General features: G+C 47.3%; 23 protein-coding genes. 14 read left to right on the top strand and 9 right to left on the bottom strand.

The annotated features are described in order from the left end of the window. Positions 1-80: 80 nt before the first annotated feature. Positions 81-1559, top strand: a complete 1479-nt coding sequence (gene ubiD, locus O3681_RS04740) for a 4-hydroxy-3-polyprenylbenzoate decarboxylase (RefSeq protein WP_371459400.1) — start codon at positions 81-83, stop codon at positions 1557-1559. 267 nt (positions 1560-1826) lie between these two features. On the opposite strand, the gene O3681_RS04735 is transcribed toward ubiD, so the two are convergent. From O3681_RS04735 to nirK, 4 genes are all read right to left on the bottom strand, one after another. Continuing rightward, positions 1827-3920: an AsmA family protein gene (locus tag O3681_RS04735; RefSeq protein ID WP_371459399.1), complete on the bottom strand. Its 2094-nt coding sequence runs from the start codon at positions 3918-3920 to the stop codon at positions 1827-1829. A gap of 176 nt (positions 3921-4096) precedes the next feature. Then, the gene (gene rpsO / locus O3681_RS04730) at positions 4097-4366 is read right to left on the bottom strand and encodes a 30S ribosomal protein S15 (protein WP_003679932.1); all 270 of its coding nucleotides are present in this window, start codon (positions 4364-4366) and stop codon (positions 4097-4099) included. A 209-nt stretch (positions 4367-4575) separates the two neighbouring features. Beyond that, complete coding sequence (locus tag O3681_RS04725) at positions 4576-5331, bottom strand: formylglycine-generating enzyme family protein (protein WP_003745813.1); 756 nt, start codon at positions 5329-5331, stop codon at positions 4576-4578. A 173-nt stretch (positions 5332-5504) separates the two neighbouring features. Next, the gene (nirK, locus tag O3681_RS04720) at positions 5505-6674 is read right to left on the bottom strand and encodes a copper-containing nitrite reductase (protein WP_371459398.1); all 1170 of its coding nucleotides are present in this window, start codon (positions 6672-6674) and stop codon (positions 5505-5507) included. 399 nt (positions 6675-7073) lie between these two features. On the opposite strand from nirK, the gene O3681_RS04715 reads away from it, so the two are divergent. The 3 genes from O3681_RS04715 to O3681_RS04705 all read left to right on the top strand — a co-directional run bounded on the left by O3681_RS04715 (position 7074) and on the right by O3681_RS04705 (position 11287). After that, the gene (locus O3681_RS04715) at positions 7074-9329 is read left to right on the top strand and encodes a nitric-oxide reductase large subunit (RefSeq protein WP_371459397.1); all 2256 of its coding nucleotides are present in this window, start codon (positions 7074-7076) and stop codon (positions 9327-9329) included. Between the two features lie 95 nt (positions 9330-9424). After that, positions 9425-10324 carry a 50S ribosomal protein L3 N(5)-glutamine methyltransferase gene (prmB, locus tag O3681_RS04710; protein ID WP_049322128.1) on the top strand — a complete coding sequence of 300 codons (900 nt, stop codon included), beginning with the start codon at positions 9425-9427 and terminating at the stop codon, positions 10322-10324. Between the two features lie 225 nt (positions 10325-10549). Further along, complete coding sequence (locus O3681_RS04705) at positions 10550-11287, top strand: toxin-antitoxin system YwqK family antitoxin (protein WP_371459396.1); 738 nt, start codon at positions 10550-10552, stop codon at positions 11285-11287. A 46-nt stretch (positions 11288-11333) separates the two neighbouring features. Here O3681_RS04705 and O3681_RS04700 read toward each other — a convergent pair whose 3' ends face one another. Beyond that, positions 11334-11894, bottom strand: coding sequence for an adenine phosphoribosyltransferase (locus O3681_RS04700; protein WP_003682296.1), 561 nt, complete (start codon positions 11892-11894; stop codon positions 11334-11336). A gap of 168 nt (positions 11895-12062) precedes the next feature. Here O3681_RS04700 and gmk point away from each other — a divergent pair, with 168 nt between their 5' ends. The 3 genes from gmk to O3681_RS04685 all read left to right on the top strand — a co-directional run bounded on the left by gmk (position 12063) and on the right by O3681_RS04685 (position 15201). Further along, the gene (gene gmk / locus O3681_RS04695) at positions 12063-12680 is read left to right on the top strand and encodes a guanylate kinase (RefSeq protein ID WP_003686079.1); all 618 of its coding nucleotides are present in this window, start codon (positions 12063-12065) and stop codon (positions 12678-12680) included. Positions 12681-12733: 53 nt separating this feature from the next. Then, a complete protein-coding gene (gene rpoZ, locus O3681_RS04690; RefSeq protein ID WP_003682294.1) occupies positions 12734-12940 on the top strand; it encodes a DNA-directed RNA polymerase subunit omega in 207 nt (68 codons plus the stop codon). Between the two features lie 104 nt (positions 12941-13044). After that, complete coding sequence (locus tag O3681_RS04685; RefSeq protein WP_371459395.1) at positions 13045-15201, top strand: bifunctional (p)ppGpp synthetase/guanosine-3',5'-bis(diphosphate) 3'-pyrophosphohydrolase; 2157 nt, start codon at positions 13045-13047, stop codon at positions 15199-15201. Between the two features lie 121 nt (positions 15202-15322). On the opposite strand, the gene O3681_RS04680 is transcribed toward O3681_RS04685, so the two are convergent. The 3 genes from O3681_RS04680 to O3681_RS04670 form a co-directional block, all read right to left on the bottom strand. Further along, the gene (locus O3681_RS04680) at positions 15323-15484 is read right to left on the bottom strand and encodes a hypothetical protein (RefSeq protein ID WP_371459394.1); all 162 of its coding nucleotides are present in this window, start codon (positions 15482-15484) and stop codon (positions 15323-15325) included. A 75-nt stretch (positions 15485-15559) separates the two neighbouring features. After that, positions 15560-16021, bottom strand: coding sequence for a recombination regulator RecX (gene recX / locus O3681_RS04675; RefSeq protein ID WP_003745830.1), 462 nt, complete (start codon positions 16019-16021; stop codon positions 15560-15562). 96 nt (positions 16022-16117) lie between these two features. Then, complete coding sequence (locus O3681_RS04670) at positions 16118-16831, bottom strand: phosphoglycolate phosphatase (RefSeq protein WP_371459477.1); 714 nt, start codon at positions 16829-16831, stop codon at positions 16118-16120. 421 nt (positions 16832-17252) lie between these two features. On the opposite strand from O3681_RS04670, the gene O3681_RS04665 reads away from it, so the two are divergent. The 4 genes from O3681_RS04665 (at position 17253) to O3681_RS04650 (ending at position 20920) form a co-directional block, all read left to right on the top strand. Beyond that, on the top strand, positions 17253-18518 hold the full coding sequence (locus tag O3681_RS04665; RefSeq protein ID WP_003745834.1) for a Glu/Leu/Phe/Val dehydrogenase: 1266 nt from the start codon (positions 17253-17255) through the stop codon (positions 18516-18518). Between the two features lie 160 nt (positions 18519-18678). After that, a complete protein-coding gene (locus O3681_RS04660) occupies positions 18679-19497 on the top strand; it encodes an FKBP-type peptidyl-prolyl cis-trans isomerase (RefSeq protein ID WP_003745836.1) in 819 nt (272 codons plus the stop codon). A 97-nt stretch (positions 19498-19594) separates the two neighbouring features. After that, positions 19595-20221: a phosphoribosylglycinamide formyltransferase gene (gene purN / locus O3681_RS04655; protein WP_049322704.1), complete on the top strand. Its 627-nt coding sequence runs from the start codon at positions 19595-19597 to the stop codon at positions 20219-20221. A 30-nt stretch (positions 20222-20251) separates the two neighbouring features. Then, complete coding sequence (locus tag O3681_RS04650; protein ID WP_036491758.1) at positions 20252-20920, top strand: DUF3108 domain-containing protein; 669 nt, start codon at positions 20252-20254, stop codon at positions 20918-20920. Positions 20921-20981: 61 nt separating this feature from the next. Here the strand turns inward: O3681_RS04650 and O3681_RS04645 are convergent, their stop codons facing one another. Next, on the bottom strand, positions 20982-22475 hold the full coding sequence (locus O3681_RS04645) for a ribonuclease E/G (protein WP_371459393.1): 1494 nt from the start codon (positions 22473-22475) through the stop codon (positions 20982-20984). A 237-nt stretch (positions 22476-22712) separates the two neighbouring features. On the opposite strand from O3681_RS04645, the gene grxC reads away from it, so the two are divergent. The 3 genes from grxC to O3681_RS04630 all read left to right on the top strand — a co-directional run bounded on the left by grxC (position 22713) and on the right by O3681_RS04630 (position 26733). Continuing rightward, a complete protein-coding gene (grxC, locus tag O3681_RS04640) occupies positions 22713-22970 on the top strand; it encodes a glutaredoxin 3 (protein ID WP_003684090.1) in 258 nt (85 codons plus the stop codon). A gap of 21 nt (positions 22971-22991) precedes the next feature. Further along, positions 22992-23426 (top strand): protein-export chaperone SecB, encoded by a 435-nt coding sequence (secB, locus tag O3681_RS04635; protein ID WP_300482012.1) that lies wholly within the window; start codon positions 22992-22994, stop codon positions 23424-23426. A gap of 262 nt (positions 23427-23688) precedes the next feature. Next, positions 23689-26733, top strand: coding sequence for a TonB-dependent siderophore receptor (locus O3681_RS04630; protein ID WP_371459476.1), 3045 nt, complete (start codon positions 23689-23691; stop codon positions 26731-26733). Positions 26734-26878 lie beyond the last annotated feature (145 nt).

Here is a 26878-nt window from a genome sequence, read left to right as displayed (position 1 = left end):
AGGTACAATAGCCACTGGTTTATCTTTCAAACCCGAAATGGCGGTCTGTTTTCAGACGGCCTGTTCAGGAAAATGAAATCATGAAATACAGAGATTTGCGAGAATTTATCGCCGGATTGGAAGCCGATGGCAAACTCAAGCGCATTCAACATCCGGTGTCGCCGCATTTGGAAATGACCGAAATCGCCGACCGCGTGCTGCGCGCCGAGGGGCCGGCGTTGCTGTTTGAAAACCCGATTAAGCCTGACGGTACGCGCTACGATTATCCCGTGTTGGCGAATTTATTCGGCACGTCCGAACGCGTGGCGCTGGGCATGGGGGCGGACAGTGTGTCCAAGCTGCGCGAAATCGGGCAGACGCTGGCGTATTTGAAAGAACCCGAACCGCCCAAAGGCATTAAAGATGCGTTTTCCAAACTGCCGCTGCTGAAAGACATTTGGAGCATGGCGCCGAACGTGGTGAAAAATGCGCCGTGTCAGGAAGTTGTGTGGGAAGGTGACGACGTTGATTTGTATCAACTTCCGATTCAACATTGCTGGCCGGAAGACGTTGCGCCACTGGTCACATGGGGCTTGACCGTTACGCGCGGGCCGTACAAAAAACGCCAGAACTTAGGCATTTACCGTCAGCAGTTAATCGGCAAAAACAAGCTGATTATGCGCTGGCTGTCGCATCGCGGCGGCGCGCTGGATTATCAGGAATTCCGCAAACTCAATCCTGACACGCCGTATCCCGTCGCCGTTGTCCTCGGTTGCGACCCCGCCACCATTTTGGGTGCGGTAACGCCTGTTCCCGATACCTTGAGTGAATACCAGTTTGCCGGACTGCTGCGCGGTTCGCGGACGGAGCTGGTGAAATGTATCGGCAATGATTTGCAAGTGCCTGCCCGTGCCGAAATTGTATTGGAAGGCGTGATTCATCCAAACGAAACCGCGTTGGAAGGCCCATACGGCGACCACACGGGCTATTACAACGAGCAGGATCACTTCCCCGTATTCACGGTCGAGCGCATCACCATGCGTGAAAACCCGATTTACCACTCCACCTACACGGGCAAACCGCCCGATGAACCCGCTGTTTTGGGCGTGGCATTGAACGAAGTGTTCGTGCCGCTTTTGCAAAAGCAGTTTCCCGAAATCACCGATTTCTACCTGCCGCCCGAAGGCTGTTCCTACCGCATGGCGGTGGTCAGCATGAAAAAACAGTACGCCGGACACGCCAAGCGCGTGATGATGGGCTGCTGGTCGTTCCTGCGCCAGTTTATGTACACCAAATTCATCATCGTGGTGGATGACGATGTGAACGTGCGCGACTGGAAAGAAGTCATCTGGGCAGTCACCACGCGCATGGATCCCGTACGCGACACTGTTTTGATGGAAAATACGCCTATCGACTATCTGGATTTCGCCAGCCCTGTCAGCGGACTCGGCGGCAAAATGGGTTTGGATGCGACCAACAAGTGGCCGGGTGAAACCAACCGCGAATGGGGTCGGGTGATCAAAAAAGACACTGCCGTTACGGCCAAAATCGATGAGATTTGGGAGCGTTTGGGTTTGTAGATGTCATTTCTATTGGAATTTATACTTCAAATCGTGATGGAAATGATTGGGGCAATGTTTGAGGGTACGGTAGAAATATTGAGGCTCGATTGGAGAAAAAGAAAACTCTCCCAAAAAGGCTTGATAATGTTGACCGTATGGTCTGCCGTCATTGTTGCACTGATTGTGTATATGGTCATTCCTAAGTAAACATCTTATTCTGACAACACATCTGTTAAAAGGCCGTCTGAAACTTTTTAGGTTTCAGACGGCCTTTAATTTGAAAATTTAGCGTGGTTTGAGCCACTTCCATTGTTCTTGTATGGTTTCTTGCAGGGCTTTTTGTTTTTCTGCCGGTGTGTTCATGCCATTGGTCAAACGGCTGTAATCAAGGGTAATGGAAGGGTTTTGTACGGTTCCGCCGATTTTGAGGGGAATCGGTTTGTTTTTGGGTTGTAGTACGTTGCTGATAAGCAGGTTTTCGGACAGCTTTTGGGTATTCAAATCGGTATAGCCGCTGCTGACAACGTGCAGGCTGTCGGAAAACAGTTCGGTATTGATATGATGGCTGATGCCTTTCTCGATTTCGCTATTGAGGATGAAATGATGGAAAGGGGTTTTGAGGTTGCTGTTGTCAATTTTTTCCGAAGAGATGCCGTTTTTCAGAATGCTGTCCATATCGATACCGTGCCATGCGCCGTTGGTAATATCGAGGAGCAGGCTGCCGTTTAGGGCTTGTATCATTTGGGCGCGGTCGTTGCCGGAAGTTTGAATGTCGATAACGGCGTCGCCGCTGCCGCTAAAGCTGTGGAAGCCAAACAAGTCTTGCAGCAGCGGCTGAATTTGTATGCCTTTTGCGTTTTGCTGAAGGTGGTAAGAAGCGGGTTGGGTGGCTGTAATACTCAGTCCGCCCTCTGTTTTGCCGCCATAAAGCCCGGCTTTGAAACGGTGCAGGGCGATATGTTCTTTATCTGCGGTAAGCAGGGATTCGACGTTTTCAAGTTGCAGGCCGGCAGTTTGAATGGTGCCGATTTGGAGGTTGGCCTCAATGTCGGGCAGCCAGGATTTGGCCAGCAGGGAAGGAAGATTCAGTGATGGCTGGGTTTTCAGATCTTCCAAGTAAGGGGTCAGATTAAGTTTTTGTAAGGCGATACCGGCGTCAAGGTGCGGACGCGGTTGGGCATCGCGTTGGTATTTAAAGGCCAAGGCAAGGGCCTGCCTGTCAAATGCGCCTTTCAGACGGCCTTCCCATGTGTTCAGGCTGAAGTTGGCCTGCCCTTCGAGTGTGCTGATGAAGCGTGGACGGGGAAGGCGGTTGATGGTGTCTTGCAGGGTGCTGAGGTGCAGTTTGGGCGCATCGATGCCTTTGCCTTTTTGCCAAACCAACGGGCTGGAAAAGGTAAAGTTGGTTTGGAGGCGGTCGTTTTTATGGCTGCCTTTGAGTTCAAAATTGGCGGCGGTTAAAACGGTTGCGTAGAGGTTGGCTTTGTCCAGTTTGAATGAGCCGTCCCATTGGTTGTTTTCGCTGCCGGCAGTCAATGCGCCGTTTAGTGTATTAAGGTGTAAATAGCCGTTTTTGAATTGCAATAGGGGAGAACGTGCGTTGATATGCAAGTTTTGAAAGCCGCTTTCGGCTTGCAGATTGAAGTCGCGGAGTAGGGCGGTTTGGTTTTGCCAATTAAGGCTGCCTGCGATTTGGGCATCCAGCTTGTTTTTGAGTAATACGGTTTGCAGGTTCAATTTGAGGGCGGGAACGCTCCAGCCGGCATCATCTTGTACAAGATGACCGACGCCTTGCCAACTGATGGAGTTGCCGATGTTTTGCAGTGTGCCGCTGATGTCGAAGGGATGGCCGTCTGAATCGGCTTGCTGCAGGGAAAATTGCAGATTGTTTAAGGCAATATTTTGCTCTTTAGTGTGATAACGGATGCTGCCGTTATTGATGATGATGCGGTTGAGCTGAAAACTTTCTTTTGACGATGGGTCTTGTTGCAGGCAGGCGGGCAGATGGTGTTTTGAGTCCAGTGTCAGTGTCGGGTTTAAAAGAATCCATTTCTCAAGAATGGGGGCATCCGACCATAGGCTGCTCCAGCCAAAGCCCATTTTGGACTCGGCGATGTTCAGCGTCGGCGTGTCAGGTTCGGAAGAGGAAAGGCTGAGGTCTTTTAAAATCAGCGTGGGGCGCGGCAGCCATTTTCTGCCGATAGTGGCGTTGTATTTGATTTGGCAGCCATGGGCGGAAAAGTTTTTTTGTATGAATGCGTCGATGTTTTCTGTGTTGAATATGCGGAACATTAAGGCACTCAATACCGCCGCGAGGCATAAAAGCGCGGTAATGCTGAAAACCAGGGTTTTCAGCCAAAATTTTCCTGAGTGCAACATGGAATGAACAGACAATTCAGATTCTCGCTTTGATGGGAGCTTTAAGGAGTGATTGGGAGTTTAAGCCTTGCTGCTTAAGCGTGTGGAAGTATAACACAGAGTGAGCCTATGTTTCAGACGGCATGGGCATATGAATAAAAACACCGCCCAAAGGCGGTGTTGATTTTAAGCATAAATTATTTACGCAGACCCAGGCGGGTAATCAGTGTACGGTAAGTATCAGGCTGAGTACGGCGCAGGTAAGACAGCAGGCGACGACGTTGGCTAACCATTTTCAACAGGCCGCGACGGCTGTGGTGGTCTTTAGGGTTGGCTTTGAAGTGAGGAGTCAGGTCGTTGATACGGAAAGTCAATAGAGCGACTTGTACTTCAGAAGAACCGGTATCGCCTTCTTTGCGTTGGAAATCTTTAACAATTTGTGCTTTTTGTTCTACGGTCAATGCCATGATGGATAACTCCGAAAATAAAAGAACCTTTTCAGGTTCGGACAAGTTTGCCAAGCCAAACGACCTAAGCAAACTCCTAAGTGCCTTTTTATAAAGACGGGCGGATTATGCCACAATTTGTCTTTGTGTGCCACATCTTTTCAGACGGCCAAAAAAAGCGGCGATACCTTCCAGTACCGCCAAAGCTGCTTTGGTGATAAAACTAAACTTTATTTGCTTGCGCAGCGGAAGCCTAAGTTATTTAAAACATATTTGGATTGCAGGCTGGTACGGATGCCGTAGCGCAAGAAAGCAGCATAGTTGGATGGGTCGCTTGAGCCTACGGATGCGCCGCTACAGAACATTTGTGTGTTGGATGAGCCGGCTGAGAGTTGGCTGCTATTAAAGTCTTCAGTCCATTCCCAAATCAGGCCGTGCATATCGTATACGCCCCAGTAGTTGGGTTTGTTTTTACCAATGTCGTGCAGGCCGTTGCGGCCGCCGTCTGCATACCAATCCAAGATGGTACGGTTGTAGCCGGGTTCGGCAGAGCCGTCTTTTTGAGTGGCAGAGGCCAAGCCTGCAAATTCCCACTCGTCAATAGTCGGCAGGCGTTTGCCTTTGGAAACGCAGTAGGCATTGGCGGCAAACCATGAAACATTGGTTACTGGATGTTTGAGTTCGCTGGCTTTAGGCGCATAACTGTTGCTGCCGTTTTTTACCCAATGTTTCAGGTAAGCTTTTTCAGCTTGTTTAGAGCTGATTTTGTCTTTTTGCCATTGTGGATGTGTTTTCAAAAATTCGGCGAATTCGGCATTGGTTACAGGATATTTGTCAAGTTGGAAGGGCTTGACTTTAATAAGGGAAGTTTCTTTTTTGAGATAGAGAGGGCGATAGCTGCCTCCTTCGATTTTTACCATTTCGGCTGCAAATGTATTGCCGCAGATTAAGGCACTGCCTAAGAGGAGGAGTCGTATGAGTTTCATGGTACGCCCTTATTATCGTTTGAAAACAGAAAATTCATTTTTGAGATAGCCTAATCATAACAAGGCCGTCTGAAAAATCAATCTGTCTGATTGAATGGGAAGATTAATTGTGATGGAAGCCACTGCGACTCTAAGAGAAGAGTAGCAGTGGCTTGGCGTATTAAACCGAGGGATTATTTAGCGGCTTCAGAAGCAGCAGGTGCGGCAGACGCAGCTGCTGGAGCAGAAGCGGCAGCACCGGCAGGTTGGTAAACGGTGTCGCTCAGTTTTTTGGTCATGATTTCAGGGTTTTCATCACCCTCAACTTTCAATTGACCCAAAGCACCTTTGTTGAACGCACGGAAGATAGAGTGGTCAACCACAGTGTAGCTGCCTGGAATATCGACTTTGAATTCGATCATGGCGGCACCACCGGCAGGAATCACAGTGCTTTGTACGTTTTCGTTAATCAGTTTACCACCTTCAACATATACTTTGTCGAAGATTTCGCCGATAACGTGGAAAGAAGATACCAAGTTAGGACCACCGTTACCAACGTACATACGAACAGTTTCACCAGCTTTGGCTTTCAGGGCGTTATCGCCGGCGATAGAGCCTACGTGACCGTTGAATACAACGTATTCAGGTTGTTCGGCAATCGCTTTATCCATATCGAAAGGTTGCAGGCCTTGAGCACCTTTTTTACCTTTAGTATAGAAGTCGCCTTGTACGATGTAGAACTCTTTGTCCACTTTAGGCAGGCCTTCTTTAGGTTCAACCAAGATCAAACCGTACATACCGTTGGCGATGTGCATACCGACAGGAGCAACGGCACAGTGGTAAATGTACAAACCGGCTTGCAGAGCTTTAAAGCTGAAAGTAGAAGTGTGGCCTGGGGCAGTGAAAGAAGCTTCTGCACCACCGCCTTGACCGGTAGCAGCGTGGAAGTCAACGTTGTGAGGAACGGTAGAAGAAGGATTGTTAGAGAATTCTACTTCTACGGTATCGCCTTCGCGTACACGGATCATTTGGCCCGGAACGTCGCCGTTGAATGTCCAGTAGTGGTATTCAACACCGTCTTCCATAGTCATGGTTTTTTCGACGGTTTCCATTTTAACGCGTACTTTAGCCGGATGATCGCGATCGATTGCAGGTGGAACTTCCGGAGCGTGAGTCATGATGGCATCGACTACAGGCAATTCTGAAGAAGGAGTCTCGGCAGCAGCTTGTGAGTCAGAAGCAGCAGCAGGAGCTTCGGCAGAAGCGGTGGCAGCCGGAGTTTCAGCTGGTTTAGCAGCTTGTTCGCCGCATGCGGCCAGTGCAAATACAGAAGCGATAAGTGCAGCTAAGGTTTGGCGTTTCATGTTTAAAGTTTCCTTATTGTAAGAAAAGTTAAGTATCCTGATAGGATGGTTTGAAATTTTGTATGATTATGTAGGCGCTTGTTTGGGTGTATTTTGACATAAATCAAATTGTTCAATGAATATGAATCTTTTAATCCTTAAATACTCCTTTAGTAGTATAAAAAACTAAACCGAAAAGTTTATTTTTGTGTGAAAATGTTAGTGTGGGCTTAACACAAAATATAACAAAGGAGGAGTTATACAGGATAATAGGAATCAATATCATGTAAGTTAATGGTTTTAAAGGAATATTATTGACAAAATATTTCTTTACTTTTAAAACCGTGATACAATCTTTAACATTCATATTTGATGAATTAATACCCAACCACTTTTTACCAAAATCAAGGAGTACTCAAAATGGGACAGTACAAGAAGCTTTGGTACTTGCTGTTTGCCGTACTGGCAGTATGCTTTACCATTCTTGGTTATATGGGTAGCGAGGTCTATAAAAAGGCTCCGCCATACCCTGAACAAGTCGTTTCTGCATCCGGCAAAGTCCTGATGACCAAAGACGATATTTTGGCAGGTCAATCTGCATGGCAAACTACCGGCGGTATGGAAGTTGGCTCTGTATTAGGTCACGGTGCATACCAAGCTCCGGACTGGACTGCCGACTGGCTGCACCGCGAGCTGGTTGCATGGTTGGATCAGACTGCGCAAGAAACTTACGGCAAAAAATTTGACGAAGTTTCTCCTGAGGAACAAGCTGTTCTGAAAACCCGTTTGGCTGACGAATACCGCAACCAAAGCCGTATTAAGGAAGACGGTTCTGTCGTTATCAGCGATACCCGCGTGAAAGCGATCGAAAGCATTCTGCCTTACTACCACGGTGTGTACAGCGACGATCCTAAGTTCCAAACCACTCGCGAACACTTTGCAATGAAAAACAACACATTGCCAAGCCAAGAAGCGCGTGAAAAACTGTTCAACTTCTTCTTCTGGACTTCTTGGTCTGCTTCGACCAACCGTCCTGACGAGAACTTCACTTACACCAACAACTGGCCGCACGAGCCTTTGATCAACAACGTACCGACTACTGAAAACTACATGTGGTCCTTCACCAGCGTGGTATTGTTGCTGATGGGTATCGGCTTGCTGATGTGGGGTTACTCTTTCTTGACCAAACACGAAGAGGTTGAAGTACCTACTGAGGATCCTATTTCCAAAGTACAACTGACTCCTTCTCAAAAAGCGTTGGGCAAATATGTATTCCTGACTGTTGCGCTGTTTGTCGTACAAGTACTGTTGGGTGGTTTGACTGCTCACTATACTGTCGAAGGTCAAGGCTTCTACGGTATCGATACCGCCTTGGGCTTTGAAATGGCCGACTGGTTCCCATATGCGTTGACCCGTACTTGGCACATCCAATCCGCTATTTTCTGGATTGCAACCGGCTTCCTGACAGCAGGTCTGTTCTTGGCTCCGATTGTGAACGGCGGTAAAGATCCTAAATTCCAACGTGCCGGTGTGAACTTCCTGTACATCGCCCTGTTCATCGTAGTCGGTGGTTCTTATGCAGGTAACTTCTTTGCTTTGACCCACATCATTCCGCCTGAGCTGAACTTCTGGTTCGGTCACCAAGGTTACGAATACTTGGATCTGGGTCGCTTCTGGCAACTGTTGCTGATGGTCGGCTTGCTGTTGTGGCTGTTCCTGATGCTGCGTTGTACTATCTCTGCCTTTAAAGAAAAAGGTACAGACAAAAACCTGTTGGCTATCTTCGTAGCTTCTATGGTCGGTGTGGGTGTGTTCTATGCTCCTGGCCTGTTCTACGGTGAAAAATCTCCAATCGCTGTGATGGAATACTGGCGTTGGTGGGTGGTTCACCTGTGGGTAGAAGGTTTCTTCGAAGTGTTCGCTACTGCCGCCTTCGCATTCATCTTCTACAACATGGGCTTTGTCCGCCGTAGTACTGCTACTGCTTCTACTTTGGCTGCTGCTGCCATCTTCATGTTGGGTGGTATCCCAGGTACATTGCACCACTTGTACTTCTCCGGCTCTACCTCTGCTTCTATGGCAATCGGTGCATGTTTCTCCGCTTTGGAAGTTGTACCTTTGGTTCTGCTGGGTCGTGAAGCTTACGAACACTGGTCTTACCAACATCTGTCCGACTGGGCGAAACGTCTGCGTTGGCCTCTGATGTGCTTCGTAGCAGTTGCCTTCTGGAACATGATCGGTGCCGGCGTATTCGGCTTCCTGATTAACCCGCCGATTTCCCTGTTCTACATTCAAGGTCTGAACACTACTGCAGTTCACGCTCACGCGGCTCTGTTCGGTGTGTACGGTTTCTTGGCTCTGGGCTTCGTATTGCTGGTTGCACGTTACCTGAAACCTAATGCTCAATTTGACGACAAACTGATGACTTGGGCATTCTGGCTGTTGAACGGCGGCCTGGTGGGTATGATTGCCATCAGCCTGTTGCCGGTCGGCGTGATTCAAGCTTATGCTTCTATCACTCACGGTCTGTGGTATGCACGTAGCGAAGAATTCCTGCAAATGGAAATTCTGGATACCCTGCGTTGGGTTCGTACCGCTGCTGACTTGATCTTCATCGGTGGTGCTGTCTGCGTTGCTATCCAAGCTACCAAAATCGTATTCAGCCGCGATAAATAATCTTAAGCTGAATTAAATCGAAGGCCGTCTGAAAAGTTTTCAGACGGCCTTTCTGTTATAATTTCAATATTCTTAAATCGACAAGACAAAACATTATGTTTAAGCAAGCTGCTCAAGAGCTGACCACTGTTCGCGATTTGTTGCGTTTCGCCGTCAGCCGTTTTAATGATGCCGGACTGTTTTTCGGACACGGAAGCGATAATGCCCATGACGAGGCAGCCTATCTGATTTTGCACACTTTAAATCTGCCGTTGGATACGTTGGAGCCTTATTTGGATGCCAAATTGTTGCAAAGTGAGAAGGAGGAGGTATTGTCCATTCTCGAACGCCGCGCAGTGGAGCATATTCCTGCTGCGTATCTGACGCATCAGGCATGGCAGGGTGAGTTTGATTTTTATGTCGATGAGCGTGTCATCGTGCCTCGTTCTTTTATTTATGAATTGCTTGGCGACGGTATCCGTCCTTGGATTGAACATGATGAGTTGGTGCATCGAGCTTTGGATTTATGTACCGGTAGCGGCTGTTTGGCCATTCAAATGGCGCATCACTATCCTGATGCACAAATCGATGCCGTTGATTTGAGCTTGGATGCGCTGGAAGTGGCTGCCATCAATATTGAAGATTATGGCTTGGAAGACCGCATCAGCTTGGTGCATACCGATTTGTTTGAAGGTTTGGATGAAACCTACGACTTAATTGTTTCCAATCCGCCTTATGTTGATGCGGAATCTGTGGAAGCATTGCCCGATGAGTACCTGCATGAGCCGGAATTGGCTTTGGGCAGCGGAGAAGATGGTTTGGACGCTACACGCCAAATCATTTTGCAGGCTGCGAAATATTTGAATCCGAAAGGTGTATTGCTGGTTGAAATCGGCCACAACCGCGAAGTATTGGAGGCGGCTTATCCGGAATTGCCGTTTACTTGGTTGGAAACCAGCGGTGGCGACGGGTTCGTATTCTTGTTGACCCGTGAGCAATTGTTGGGTGAAGAATAAATTGTTTTAATGTAATTGAAATAGAGGCCGTCTGAAAAAAATTCAGACGGCCTCTATTTTGTAATGTCTTTAATGTTTTAAGAAAATACAAACGCCTATGATATGTCGGTTGTGAAATCCAAGCAGGGTTTGAAACTATGGCTTATAATATTTGTCATAGATTCAAATGCCGGTAGATTTTTATTACTGACTTTTTGTAGAACATATACTGCCAAACCCAATATTATGAATAATTGTTTAAAATCAGGCCTGTTGGCTGCTGTTTTATTCAGTACGCCCGTTGTCGCTTTTGCCCAGCAATATACCGTTTATTTCAATCAAAACGGTAAACTGACGGCAACCATGCCTTCGGTTGCTTATGTCCGCCAATACAAAATTGCGGCAGGCAAGGCGCAGGTTCAGGATTTTTACTATCCATCAATGAAAAAATATTCTGATCCGTACGAGATACCTGCTGGTCAGATTAAGGTTTTTGTGCCGGCTCTGGACAATGGCACGCTGACTCTGTGGCATTTTAACGGGCAGAAAAAGATGGTTGGCAGCTATCGCAACGGCAAGCCGCACGGCGAGTGGATTAACTGGTATCCAAACGGCAAAAAATCTGCGGTCATGCCTTATCAAAACGGCTTGAGTGAGGGCGTAGGCTCTCGTTATTACCGCAACGGCGTCAAAGAAAGCGAAATCCAATTCAAGCACGATAAGGCCAACGGTCATTGGAAACAATGGTATTCAGACGGTAGCCCGAAAACCGAAATGATGATGAGCAATGACAAACCGACGGAGATCATCAGTTGGGATGAAAATGGCCGCGTTGTGTCTGAATTGAGTATTCGCAACGGCAAACGCAGCGGCATTATTTTGGATTGGTATGATGATGGTGCGAAGAAATCCGAGTTGGTTTATAAAGACGACCAGTTGGTGAAAAAAACGTTCTGGGATACGGACGGATACGTTCTCGAATAATTTTGATCATAAAAAACCGCAGGCTGATCAGCTTGCGGTTTTTTTATTACATGCAGCCTTTGTTTTGGCATAGGGTAAATAACGGCGCGCCGCTTTCACGGATTTTTTTGCCGCCGTCCAAGTCGGTAAATTCCAAAATGGCAGCCGCTTCGATTACTTCGCCGCCCAGTTTGCGGATCAGCTCGACACCTGCCAGCATTGTGCCGCCGGTTGCCACCAAATCATCTACCAACAAAACGCGTGCGCCCGGCTTGATGGCGTCGGTATGGATTTCTACCGTTGCTTCGCCATATTCCAAAGCGTAACTTTGAGAAACCGTATCAAACGGCAGTTTGCCTTTTTTGCGGATGGGGACAAAGCCGACATTCAGCTGATAGGCCAAAGCCGCACCAATGATGAAGCCGCGCGCATCCAAGCCTGCCACGACATCAACTTTCTGCCCCATATAGCGGTAAACCAGTAAATCGACCAGCAGGCGGAAATATTCTGCGCTTTGCAAAACGGGAGTAATGTCATGAAACAAAATCCCTTTTTGCGGCCAGTTTTCAATTTTACGGATTTTGTCCGCCAAAGCTTCTACGCCCATTACTTCAGGATGAATCAACATCTCGACATTCCGAAATCAAAAAGTTTTTAACGCGATATTGTAGCGGTCATATGCGGACTTGCCAAATTAATCGATACAATAGCCAAATTTTGCAACATTCCGTCTGAAATTCCGAGAAACATTGTGTTGTGTTATAATTTACAGATACATACCATCGGCTGAACCACCATGCAAAATCATAAAAAAGGCAATATTTACATCATTTCTGCCGCTTCCGGCACAGGTAAAACGACCTTGGTGTCGCGCCTATTGAAAAATCATGACGACATCCGTGTTTCCATTTCTCATACCACGCGCCAGCCGCGTGAAGGTGAGGCACATGGTGTGCATTACCACTTTGTTCCCAAAGAAGAATTTGAATCACTGATTGAGCAAAGAGCCTTTTTGGAACACGCCAATGTGTTCGGCAATTATTACGGCACCAGCATTGCCGGCGTGAATTCGTTGAGTGAAGAGGGCTATGACGTAATTTTGGAAATTGATGTGCAAGGTGCGGCGCAAGTGCGTAAATCGTTGCCTGAAGCCAGCAGTATTTTTATCCTGCCGCCTTCCTTTGAAGTATTGGCGCAACGTTTGATCGGCCGTGGTACAGACAGCGAAGAAGTTATTCAAACACGCCTTTCAAAAGCCCGACATGAGATTGAGCAATCCGTTTTGTTCGATTACGTCGTCGTGAATGACGATTTGGATCGTGCCGAAGCCGATTTGTTCCACATTATTAAAGCAGGCCGTCTTAAAAAATCCTCTCAACAGGGATTTATTTCAAACCTGTTGGAAAATTCGTAAAAAACAGCGAAAATAACCGTTTTATTTGAAACATAGAAAGAAAGCAAGCAAACATGGCCCGTATTACTACTGAAGATTGCACAGGTAAAATCCCTAACCACTTCGACCTTACCCTCGTTGCCGCCCGTCGTGCACGTCAATTAGAAAACGGCAACACGCCTTTGGTTGACGACATCCGCAACAACAAACCAACCGTAACCGCCCTGCGCGAAATCGCTGCTGGACAAATCGGAACCGAGCTGCTGACCCGCAACAAATAAACCAACCGGCAAACCGATAAAACCACCGCGCGGACTGTATCGGTGCGATATCACAACCGATACAGTCTGACGGCTTAAAAATAGCCATAAAAGGCCGTCTGAAAATGCCAGCCCCACTGCCTACCGCCCCTTATGATCCGTTGACAGCAGAAGCGCGCGAGCTTTTGTTTCGTACCGCATCCTATCTCAATACCAACGAGCAGGCCGAGCTTGAAAGAGCCGTTGCCTACGCTTTTCACGCCCATGACGGACAAACCCGTAAAAGCGGCGAACCCTACATCACCCATCCCCTTGCCGTTGCCACGCAGCTTGCGATTTGGCACATGGATGTTCAAGGCCTCTGCGCGGGTGTTATGCACGATGTATTGGAAGATACGGGTGTAACCAAAGTCGAAATGGCGGCAGAATTCGGCGATACCATTGCCGAAATGGTGGACGGCCTCTCCAAGCTGGAAAAACTCAAATTTGAAGATCATGCCGAGCATCAGGCGGAAAGTTTCCGCAAACTTATCCTCGCCATGACTAAAGACGTGCGCGTCATTGTCGTCAAACTTGCCGACCGATTGCACAATATGCGCACCCTTGGCTCTATGCGTCCGGAAAAACGCCGCCGCATCGCCAAAGAAACCCTCGAAATTTATGCTCAAATCGCCAACCGCATTGGCCTGAACAATGCGTATCAAGAGCTTCAAGACCTATCGTTCCAAAATCTCCACCCAAGACGCTACGAAACCCTGAAAAAAGCCATGAACAACAGCCGCAAAAATCGCCGCGATGTCGTCGGCAAAGTGTTGCGTGCATTCGGTCAGCGTTTGGTCGGTGTCAATATTGAAGCCAAAATCAAAGGCCGCGAGAAAAACTTGTACAGCATCCATCAAAAAATGCTGGACAAAAAGCTGCGTTTTGCCGAAGTAATGGATATCTACGGCTTTCGGGTCATTGTAAACAGCATTCCTGCCTGTTATGCCGCGTTGGGCGCATTGCATAATTTATACCAACCCAAGCCCGGCCGTTTCAAAGACTATATCGCCATTCCGAAAAGCAACGGCTATCAAAGCCTGCACACGACCTTGGTCGGTCCTTACGGTTTGCCGATCGAAGTGCAAATCCGTACGCGTGAAATGGATGCCGTAGCCGAGGGCGGTATTGCCGGCCATTGGATGTACAAATCCGGTGAAAATACTCCGGATCAAGCCGTCCTCCATATGAACCGATGGATGAAAAATATTCTTGACCTGCAGGCCAGCAGCTCAAATGCCATCGAGTTTCTGGAGCATGTCAAAGTCGATTTGTTCCCCAACGAAGTCTATATCGTTACCCCGAAAGGCGATATCCTTACCTTGCCTAAAGGTGCGACGCCGATTGACTTTGCCTATGCCGTTCACACCAATATCGGTCATAAAACCGTCGCTGCGCGTATCAATAACGTCATGATGCCGTTGCGTACCAAACTGAAAACCGGCGATACGGTAGAAATCATTACTTCCGAGCACGCCAAGCCTAATGTGGCATGGCTGAACTTTACCGTTTCCAGCCGTGCGCGCAGCGCCATCCGTCAATACATTAAAAATCTGAATCGTCACGATGCCGTTGTTTTGGGTGAAAACCTGCTGCAAAAAGCTTTATCCAGCCTGCTGCCTAAAGATGTTTTGCTTTCAGACGACCTCAAAGAAAAATACCTTGCCGATTTGAATACCAAACAAACTTCGTTTGAAGAAGTTCTCTACAAAGTCGGTATGGGGCATACTTTGCCGATTCACGTTGCCATGCATATTGCCGAGTTGGCTGGCCAACATTTCGGCAGTGAGGTTAAACTCAGCCCGATTAAAGTCAACGATCAAGAGACCGGCCGGATTCATTTTGCGGAGTGTTGCCATCCGATTCCCGGCGATCCGATTCGCGCCTTATTGGTCAAAGACAAGGGCATGATTATTCACCGTGATACCTGTCAAACTTTGGTTAAAGCCGATCCGGAAGAGCAGTTGGATGCAAGTTGGGACAGTATGCGTAATCAAACATATCGCACCATTCTCAACGTCAAATCCGAAGATGCACATGGCTTGTTGGCTTCAATGGCGCAAGCGATTTCCAACTCGGGTGCGGATATCGAATCTGTCGATACGCCGACCAAAGCGCAAGCAGGAACGGAAGGCTTTGTGGAATTTAAATTTACAATTAAAGTCAAGGACTTGGATCAGGTTAATCAGATTGTTCATGAAATGCATGCCAATCCGAATATCCGCAAAGTAATCCGAGGATAATCTGTGATAAGTGTGCTAAGTAAGAAAAGGCCGTCTGAAAGTATGTTCAGACGGCCTTTTGAGTATGTACAAACAAACTCTGTTAGTTTGTTTTGAAGAAAAATAATGCTTCAGGTTGGATTTAACTCAACCAAAAACGGAAAACCAAGAAGAAAACCAAGACCAAAACGCCGGCCCAAACCAGCAACATGAATCCGGCCACTGCCTGACCCAAGCGGTAAACAGGGTTTTTGCGTTCGTCTTCGAGTAGGGAGTTGGATGTATCGTGTGGTTTGTCGGACATGATGAAGCTCTGATTGGATTATTGAATGAAAGCGTAAGGGTACGCCGATAGCCGTAAAGATTCAAGTAGGAATGATTATTGATAGAAGTCTTCTTCTTCATTCCATGCGGTTTTTAAGGCCGTCTGAATGGTGTCTGCACCAAAGCCGCGATACGCAAGGAAACGCGCTTGTTTTTGTTTTTCTTTCAAATCTTCAGCTTCTTGCTTGAATTTTTTACGCAAAACGGAAATGGCGGTTTGCAACTCGTCCTCTCTGTCGGGTAGTAATTCCCGACAGTCATCCGCATCAATACCTTGTTGAGCCAAGGCTTGTTTGAGGCGGAGCGTGCCGTAACGGTTACTCTTGCTGTGAATATAGGCTTCAGCGTAACGTTGGTCGGATTGCCAATTTCGCTCGGCGAATTCGTCCAAAACCTTTTCCAATTCTTCTTCGCTTTCAGCGTGCGGAGCCAGTTTGCGTTTCAAACCGACGCGGCTGACTTCTTGACGAGAAAGAATATCCAAGGCACGGGCACGTAAGGTTTTAGGGGGTCTCATGGGATATGGCGGAGGTGAGGTGACTACATTGAATTACATTTTCAGACGGCCTGATTGGGAAAATAGCCGAAAAGGCCGTCTGAAAATAAAGCCGAATTATTCTTCGTCTTTGTTTTTTTGCGGTTGCAGATTTTCGTAGATTTCAGGCAGGGTGCGAATCAACAAATCAGGTTTGGTTGCTTTGTCTTGGGAGAGCAAAGTCATGTCGCCGTAGCCGAAGGTTACGCCGATGCTGAAGCAACCGGCCGCTTTGGCGGCAATAATGTCATTTTTGGAGTCGCCCACCATCAGCATATTGGCAACGTCGATGCCCAAAACTTCGGCCGCATGTTGAAGCGGCAATGGGCTGGGTTTTTTCTCAGTCAGGCTGTCGCCGCCGAGAACCAGGCTGAAATAGTCGTCGAGATTGAGCTGTTTTAGCAGCTCTGCAGCCAGAATTTCGTTTTTGTTGGTAATGACAACCAATGGAATACCCAAGGACTTGAGCAGGCCGAGACCGGCTTCAGTTTCAGGGTAGGGGCGGGTAAAGTCGCTCAAGTGCTCGCGATAATATTTCATAAAGAACACAAAACCTTTTTCCCAGATTTCAGGATCAGCTTCTTTTTCACGATCATTGGTAATGACGCGATGAACCAACTTGCTGATGCCGTCGCCGACATAACTTTCAACCGTTTGAGTGGGTAAAACAGGCAAACCCAGGTATTCGCACATGGCTTGGGCGGCGGCGGTCAAATCCGGAATGGAATCGCATAAAGTGCCGTCCAAATCAAAAGCAACGGCTTGAACGTGTTCTAAAGTAGCAGCGGTCATCAAATAGCTTTCTGTCATATCATTTAAGGCGTTATTTTAGCATTATTTCCCTGATTTGCCGATGTTTTGCCGATTTTTCAATGGCTGCTTGTTTAAATTGTTAACAATTTTTGCAGGCGTAGGATTGGTTGTCTGTTGGGAAGGGTGGAAGTGATTTTGTCAACAAAAAGGGAGCTTGGGTAGGTATTGAAAAACAAAGGGTTTGTATCGTTTTTGGAAAGGGTTTGAGAAATATTGGGGCTGGGCCGTCTGAAAATTTTGAGTCAAGGCGTCTATATTTTCAGACGGCCTCAAACTAAATTCATATATAAATGAATGGATTTGCTTTTTATTGACTACATGCTATTACATTTTTTCCCGTTTTTGTATATAGTGACAAGTATGGCTCTCGTCTAATCATGTGTATGAAAAGGAAAAATACATGTCCGCATCTGCTGTTAAAGAAACACTGAATCCGTTTGAAATTGCACAAAAACAAGTAAAAATTGCCTGCGATCGCCTGAATGCCGACCCGGCAGTATTTGAAATCTTGAAAAAGCCGCAACGTGTTTTGGAAGTGAACTTCCCTGTCAAACTCGACAACGGTACAGTAGAAAATTTCACCGGTTACCGTTCCCAACACAATAACGCCGTCGGCCCTTACAAAGGCGGCGTGCGCTTCCATCCCAATGTGAATCTGGACGAAGTCAAAGCCCTGTCTATTTGGATGACCATCAAATGCTGCGTAGCCGGTATTCCTTACGGCGGCGGCAAAGGCGGCATCACTTTGGATCCGCGCAATTATTCCGAAGCAGAATTGGAACGCATCGCCCGCGCTTATTCCGAAGCCATTTCTCCGCTGATCGGTGAGAAAATCGACATTCCCGCCCCCGATGTAAACACCAACGGCAAAATCATGTCTTGGATGGTTGATGCCTATGAAAACGTGGTAAAACATTCCGCACCGGGCGTATTTACCGGCAAACCGGTTGAGTTCGGCGGCTCTTTGGCACGTACCGAAGCCACTGGTTACGGCGTAAACTTCGCCGCCGTCCAAGCTTTGGAAAAACTGGGCAAAGACGTGAAAGGTGCCACTTACGCCATTCAAGGTTTTGGTAACGTGGGCTACCACACCGGTTACTATGCACACAAATCCGGTGCGAAAGTCGTTGCCGTATCTACTGTTGACGTTGCCATCTACAACGAAAACGGCTTGGATATGGAAGCGCTGTTCAAAGAATACCAAGAAAAAGGCTTCATCACCAACGAAGCCGGTTACGGTAAAGAAATCAGCAATGCCGAACTTTTGGCTTTGGATGTGGACGTACTCGCCCCTTGCGCATTGGAAAACCAATTGACTTCCGAAAATGCAGGCAAAGTCCGCGCGAAAATCGTGGTTGAAGGCGCAAACGGCCCGACTACTCCTGAAGCCGACGTTATCCTGCGTCAAAACGGCGTATTGGTTGTTCCTGATATTTTGGCAAACTGCGGCGGTGTGGTTGTATCTTATTTCGAATGGGTACAAAACCTGCAAGGCTACTACTGGGAGTTTGACGAAGTTCAAGAGAAAGAAACCGTGGTTCTGCGCCGTGCATTCCGCGATATTTGGAACTTGGCTCAAGAATACGATGTTGACCTGCGTACCGCTTCTTACATGATGAGTATCCGTCGTGTTGAGAAAGCAATGAAACTGCGCGGTTGGTATTAATCGGTTGACCGATAGTTAAGACAAGGCCGTCTGAAACCTGTTTTCAGACGGCCTTGATGTTTTTGATAAGAGCCTTTACAAATTTTAATCCACCTTGATTCCATTTCAATCAAACTCAGCTATAATCCCCTTTTTTGACCTTTCCGGAAAAGACATAATCATGAACAAAACTTTCAAATTCAGCGCATTGGCTTTGTCTGCTCTGTTGGCGATGACTGCTTGCAACCAACAAAAAGACACTGCCGCCAAAGATGCTCCTGCTGCTTCCGCAGCTTCAAATGCGACTGCAGATGCTTCCGCCATCGGTTCTACTGCCCAACAAGCCAGCTACGCAATGGGTGTGGACATCGGCCGTTCATTGAAACAAATGAAAGACCAAGGCACAGAAATCGATTTGAAAGTCTTCACCGAAGCCATGGAAGCCATGTTCGAGGGCAAAGAAGTCAAAATGACTGAAGCCCAAGCTCAGGAAGTGATGATGAAATTCCTGCAAGAGCAACAAGAAAAAGCGGCTGCCAAACGTGCTGAAGATGCCAAAGCAAACTTGGAAAAAGGCGAAGCGTTCTTGAAAGAAAACGCGACTAAAGAAGGCGTGAAAACCAGCGCTTCCGGTCTGCAATACAAAATCACCAAAGAAGGCGAAGGTAAAAAACCGACTAAAGACGACATGGTTACCGTTGAATACGAAGGCCGTCTGATTGATGGTACCGTATTTGACAGCAGCAAAGCCAACGGCGGCCCAGTCAGCTTCCCTGTAAGCCAAGTCATTCCAGGTTGGACTGAAGGTATCCAACTCTTGAAAGAAGGCGGCGAAGCAACATTCTATATCCCGGCTAAATTGGCTTACCGCGAAGTGGGTGCCGGCGATAAAATCGGCCCGAACGCCACTTTGGTATTCGACGTGAAACTGGTTAAAGTCGGCGCGCCTGATGCCGCTGCACAACAACCTGTACAAGTTGACGTACAAAAAGTTCAATAATCCGAATCAAGGCTTACGCCCTTAAACAACGGATAAAAGGCCGTCTGAAAAAATTCCGTTTCAGACGGCCTTTGTTCCAAACCAACAAGGAATTATGATGAAAAATATCGTCATCCTTATTTCCGGACGCGGCAGCAATATGCAGGCGATTGTGAATGCCGATATTCCCGATGCCAACATTGCAGCCGTATTGAGTAACAACGAGACCGCAGCCGGATTGGCATGGGCGGCAGAGCGCGGTATAGCCACCGACAGTTTGAACCATAAAAACTTCGACTCGCGTCTGGCATTTGATCAGGCCATGATGGAGAAAATCGATGCCTATCAGCCGGATTTGGTGGTATTGGCGGGCTTCATGCGCATTTTAACCCCGGAATTCTGCGCCCATTATGAAAACCGCCTGATCAATATCCATCCGTCCATCCTGCCTTCCTTTACCGGTTTGCATACCCACGAACGCGCATTGGAAGCAGGTTGCCGAGTGGCAGGCTGCACCATCCATTTCGTAACCCCTGAGCTGGATTGCGGCCCGATTATTTCGCAAGGCATTGTGCCTATTTTGGACGGCGATACCGCCGACGACGTTGCCGCACGCGTGCTGACGGTTGAACACCAGCTGTTTCCGCAAGCCGTTGCCGACTTTGTTGCAGGCCGTCTGAAAATCGAAGGCAACCGCGTTTTGAATGCACAACGCAATGCCGCCGGTCAAAGCCTGCTGGCTTGATTGAAACACCATACACACAAGGAAAACATCATGAATCCGATTAAAACAACCCTGCTGACACTTTCCCTGCTCACAGCCTCTATCGGCGCGCAAGCCGCCGAATTGCCGCAATCTGCCGTTTTGCAATACTCAGGCAGCTACGGTATTCCTGCGACCATGACCTTCACACGCAGCGGCAACCAATACAAAATCGTCTCTACCATCAAAGTACCGCTTTACAATATCCGCTTTGAATCCGGCGGTAGCATCAACGGCACGACCTTGAATCCGTCTTACTACAAAGATGTACGCGGCGGCAAAGTCTATGCAGAGGCCAAATTCTCCGGCGGCAACATCACTTACGGCAAAGCAGGTGATTTGAAAACCGAAAAATCCGGCCCGGCCATGGACTTGTTCACTTTGGCATGGCAACTGGCCGCCAATGACGTACGCCTGCCGTCAGGTTTGAAAATTACCAACGGTAAAAAACTGTACACAGTCGGCAGCATGAACAAAATCGGCAACGAAAGCTATAAACTGAACGGCGGTACAACGCCTGTGAGCAAATATCGCGTCCGCCGCGGCGACGATACCGTTACTTACTCGTTTGCTTCCGATATCGACAATATCCCTGCGCAAATCAGTTATACCGATGATGGCAAAACCTACAATCTGAAACTGACTTCCGTCAAAATCAACGGTAAAGTAGTGAAACCGTAATCTTTATTTGCTCAAACAAGAAAGAAGGCCGTCTGAAAAGTTTTCAGACGGCCTTTTATCTTTAGAGCAACACAATATCGTATTGTTCCTGCGTGTAGGCGGTTTCGACTGCCAGCGAAATCGGTTTGCCGATAAAGTCTATCAACATCGCCAGCGATTGTGATTCTTCGTCTAGGAACAAGTCGATGACATTCGGAGCGGCCAAAATGCGGAAGGCTTGGACATCATAGCGGCGCGCTTCTCGGACGATTTCGCGTTGGATTTCGTAGCACACGGTTTGCGGCGTTTTCAGACGGCCCCGGCCTTGGCAGGAAGGGCAGGGTTCGCAGAGGATTTGGCTTAAGTTTTCACGCGAACGTTTGCGGGTCAGTTCGACAAGGCCCAGACTGGTAAAGCCGTTGAGGGTGACGCGGGTGCGGTCGAAACTCAGGGCTTTGGCAAGCTCTTGCAGGACGGCTTCGCGGTGGATTTCCTGCGCCATATCGATGAAGTCGATGATGATGATGCCGCCGAGATTACGCAGGCGAAGTTCGCGGGCGATGGTGTGGCAGGCTTCGAGGTTGGTGCGGAAGATGGTTTCATCAAAATTGCGCGCGCCGACAAAGCCGCCGGTGTTGACATCGATGGTCGTCATGGCTTCGGTGGACTCGATGATGAGGTAGCTGCCGAAGTTGAGGTTGACGCGCGGTTGCAGGGCGCGGGCGATTTCCTGCTCGATGTTGTGGGTTTCAAATAGGGGGCGTTCGCCTTTGAACAATTCGATTCTTCCCAATGCGCCTTGAACGTATTGTTCGGCAAAATGGGTCATGCGGCGGTGGTTTTCAGTCGAGTCGACCAGGATTTTGTGCGTATCGAGGCTGAACATATCGCGCAAAACGCGCAGGCTCAAAGGCAAATCTTGATACAGCAGGGTTTCGGGCGGCTGAATTTTCGCCTGTTTTTGAATGTGTTCCCACACTTTGGTCAGATAGTTGATGTCTGATTGCAGTTGGTCATCGGAAGCGTTTTCGGCGTTGGTACGGATGATGTAGCCGTGGCAGGCGTTTTCGGGCAGTAGGTTGTTGAGGCGCTCCCTCAGGCTGCTGCGTTCGGCATCGTCCTCGATGCGTTGGGAAATGCCGATGTGGTCTTCTTGCGGAAGATGGACGAGGAAACGGCCGGCCAGTGAGATTTGTGTAGAAAGGCGCGCGCCTTTGGTATTGATGGGGTCTTTGATGACCTGAACCAAGACAGACTGACCTTCAAAGAGCATGTGTTCGATGCGTTGGGTTTCGTCCGGGTTGCGGCGTTGTTCGAGGACGTCGACGATGTGCAGAAACGCGGCGCGTTCCAAACCGATATCGATAAACGCGCTTTGCATGCCAGGGAGGACGCGTTTGACGACGCCTAAATAAATATTGCCGACCAAGCTATGGCCGCTGTTGCGCTCGATGTGCAGCTCGCAGATATTGTTCTCTTCCAAAACAGCCACACGCGTTTCTTGCGGCGTGATGTTGACGAGGACAGTTTCGGGCGGACGAACGGCGTCCTTGGGGATGGGGATTCCTGAAAGCATGGGGATACCTGATTTTGAATAGAAAAACTTTTGCGATGTGTTCTTCTCCAAAAAACAAATGGCAAAAATCATTCTGCGAAAGCGCTTATCATACTTTAATTATGGTTTTTCCGCATCTGCACAAATGTTTATGGCTAAGAGGCCGTCTGAATGTTTTTTACAACCGTACGGCGGGAATACTTGTAAAATAGCACCTATGCCCATATAGTCATGAACATTGGTATTTTGGAAGAAATCATGCAAACCGTTACTGTTTATACCGGTCCATATTGCCCGTACTGTACCATGGCGAAAAGGCTGTTGCAGGCGGTGGGTGTGAAAGAAATCAACGAAATCCGCATCGACGGCAATCCGGAAGTTTTTGCCGAAATGCAGCAGCTTTCTGGCCAGCGCAGCGTGCCGCAGATTTTTATCGGCGACACCCATGTCGGTGGCTTTACTGATTTGTACCGCTTGCAGCAGGAAGGCAAGTTGGACGAATTACTGAATCCTTAACCCTTAACTTAGGAAAATAAAATGAGCGAAGAATTGCAACCCGTATTCAGCGTTGAGCGTCTGTATGTAAAAGACTTGTCTTTGGAAGTGCCTCACGCACCACAAATCTTCTTGGAACAAGGCGAGCCTGAAGTCGATATGCGCGTTTCTACCGGCAACACCAAACTGGAAAACGGCTTCTACAGCGTTGACGTTACCGTGACCGTGACTGCCAAACTGAACGAAGAGCGCACCATGTTCTTGAACGAAGTTACCCAAAGCGGCATCTTCCGTTTGGAAAACATTCCTGAAGAAGACGTACAACTGCTGTTGGGCGTTGCTTGTCCAAACATCCTGTTTCCTTACGCACGCGAAGCCATTTCCAACAGTGTAACCCGCGCCGGCTTCCCACCGGTACTGCTTGCTCCGATCAATTTCGAAGCAATCTACCAACAACAACAGGAAGCTAACGCTTAATCGCGTTATACCTAAATTAAGGCCGTCTGAAACATTGCGTTCAGACGGCCTTTTTTTATCTAAAAATCAGGATATAAGAAAAAATCTATAACAAAAAGTTCATATATTAATGCATCAGGTATATAATGATTCCGCCTATCATTACTATTATATTTTAATTTTATAGATTAAATATCATTTAAAATTAATAAATTATAATTTTTATCAAGTAGGTAAGTAGATTCTATTAATTAAGGAAATAGTTGTGAAACCTGATTTTCAAATGAAAACAATTTGTTTGTTATTAGTACTGCCTTGCCAAACTGTTTTTGCAGATACAGGACATCAAGAAGTTGAACATGTAGATATGGATACGGTCAAGGTCAGTGGCAAACGGCAGGCACAAAGGAATACCGAGCGCAGTCAGTCTTATACAATCGGAACGATGGCAACGGCGACTGGATTGCGTATTTCAGGCAAGGATACGCCGCAGTCGGTGAGCGTAATGACGCGTCGGCAGCTAGATGATAAAGCAATATATTCTTTAGAAGATGCAATGAAAAACACTACGGGAATCAACGTGGTTCGCGATTCGGGCCTACAAACTCGTTTTTTGTCTCGCGGTTTCTATGTTGATCAGATTGGTGAAGACGGTATTACCACTAATGTGTCTGGACGTTCGGGCTATACGGCAAAAATCGATGTCTCACCCAGTACAGACCTTGCTGTTTATGATCACATTGAGGTTGTCAGAGGTGCAACCGGTCTTACTCAGTCTAATTCTGAACCAGGTGGAACCATTAATTTAATCCGTAAGCGGCCAACAGCTCTGTTTAAGCATACAGGTGAAATCAGTACTGACCATAGGGGCAGCAAGCGTTTGGCTTTGGATGTATCTGGAAGCTTGAATAATGAACATACGGTACGCGGTAGGCTGGTTGGTGTTCATGAGGATCACCGTTCTTTTAAAGAGGGTGTATGGAACAAGAAAGACATGGTTTATGGCGTGATCGATACGGATTTGAGTGATAACAGTATGCTGACTTTGGGGGGTACTTATCAGAAAAATAAAGACATTCCCGATTTTGCCGGCGTAATTTTACCTTGTGAGGATCAAAAAACTGCGGCCTTTAGCTCCAGTCCAGCCTGTAACAATCCTTTGAAATTGCCACGTAAAACTTATTTGGGTGAAACCTCATGGTCACGCCTGAATGCTGATAAATACAATATTTTTTCCGGTTTCAAACATGTCTTTGACAATGGATGGCAACTCAATGCCGAAATTTCTTATACGCGTAATGATTCAGATGCCAAAGTCGGACAATTTTTTCTGAAAAACGAACACGCGGCAGGTATTTCAGCATCTGAGGCTACGGGTTTCCTAACTGAAAAGGGGGAGGTTATTCCTTTTGAGCCTAAAGACAAGGCGTTGGCAAAATTAAAAGAATATCGTGATGGCGTCACTAAAACATATGAAGAGAAAAAAGCAGATTACGTTGCCCATCATTTCGATGCATCTGCTTTTGAACAATATCGCTCCCAAAGGGCGGCAGCACGTCGGGCAGGTTTTAATCAATGTATGCAGGACATTGGTTTGGATTTCCTGTGCAACGACTGGCAGGATCCGGGTGTAGAAGTAGATAAAAAAGAGTTTGTTGATAAGGAGCTTGCAAAGCAAGGCATTATTAACAATGCAGAAGGCCTGTTTCCCAACCGTCTATACGACTCAGCATACAATCTTCGCCACACATATAACCGCCGTTACAACTTCATGCCGTTGCACTATACCAAACACGATGTGCAATGGGGCTTTAAGCTGGATCTGACAGGTAACTACCGCCTGCTTGGGCGTGAACATGATTTCTTTGTCGGTTATACGTATAACAATGAAAAAATCCGTTCTGCCTATACGGAAATATATCAAAACCGTTATTTTGTCCGTCCTCAAGGTTATGCGGGTGCAGGCAGTTGCGGCATTCATCCCGATGGTCCGGAGCGTAATCCTTTAGAAAAAGGCATTGTCGAACCAGATTGGCATATTTATAACGAAAAAGGTAATAACAAGATCTATGTGCCGGAATGCAGTGGCGCGCATGTTACCAAATATACTCCCCGTTTGGATGCGGAGGGCAAGCCTGTCTGGACAGTCAACGACAATGGTGAGCGCGTAATGGTGCAAGATCCTGTTTACGAATTGGATGCAAATGGAAACAAAATACAGGAGCGGGATGAAGAGGGAAATTTGAAATGGGCAAACCAATATCTGAAAACGCCGCTGTGGAAAACTGTTCAGGTTGCAGATGATCATGTTCCGGCGTTATACAATTATTCGAAATACCTTAACACGAATAAAACACATTCTTTGACTTTCAGTACCCGCTTTAATGCAACCAACCGCCTACATCTCTTGGGCGGTATACACTATACGCGTTATGAAACCACACAAGCCAAAGAAATGCCTGTACGCTACGGCCAGCCTGCTACGGCATTCCAAACTGAGAGCAGTAACAAAATCGACAAAGAACACTACACCTCAAAAATGCAAAGTCATAGGTTCACGCCATATGCCGGCATTACCTACGACCTGACACCGCAACAAAGCCTGTATGCCAGCTATACTAAGATTTTTAAACAACAGGATAACGTTGATGTAACCAGCAAATCCGTTCTTCCACCACTCATCGGGACTAACTATGAAATAGGTTGGAAAGGGTCGTTCTTGCAAGGCCGTCTGAATGCTTCGCTTGCCTTGTTTGTCTTACAGCAGAAAAACCGTACCGTTGTCGATTTCGGATTTGTTCCCGATACTAGTCGTAACGGAGGTTCATTCCAAACCATCGCTAAACCTGTGGGTAAGGTTAAGAGCAGCGGTGCAGAACTTGAATTGGCTGGCGAATTGTCGGAAAACTGGCGTATTTTTGTTGGCTACACATATAACAAAAGTAAGTATAAAAATGCTGCAGAAGTCAATGCGGAGAGGTTGGAGAAAAACACGACTGCCGACCCGTATAACTTCAGTAACTTCACGCCGGTACATATGTTCCGCCTCGGTACAAGCTACCGCTTGCCTCAAACTAAATTGACCTTGGGTGGCGGAATATCCGCGCAAAGTCGCACAAGTAGCCTTTACAATATTCGCCAAGGGGGCTACGGACTTATAGATGGCTTTGTTCAATATGACTTCCACAAACACGGCAGAATCAGCCTGATAGGAACGAACCTGGCTGACAGGACGTATTTTGAAAACAACTACAACCGTACGCGAGGTCAAAACAATTTCTATGGCGAACCGCGGACAGTCAAATTGAAATTGGATTGGCATTTTTAGAGTGAATGGATCATTATTTGGTATGTAAACATTATTGGCTAAATTCCTGATAAAAGTATGGGTTGAATATCCTTCTTTTTTGAAAGCTGTTTCCTAACAATGGCTGAAGTTGATTCGATAGCCGGCGTATTTTCAAATATTCATT

The organism is Neisseria sp. 27098_8_158 (assembly GCF_041433145.1).
In the GTDB taxonomy this organism is placed as follows: Bacteria; Pseudomonadota; Gammaproteobacteria; order Burkholderiales; family Neisseriaceae; genus Neisseria; species Neisseria subflava_E.
The sequence above is the reverse complement of the archived record's forward strand: the minus strand, read 5'-3'. Positions and strand labels throughout refer to the sequence as shown.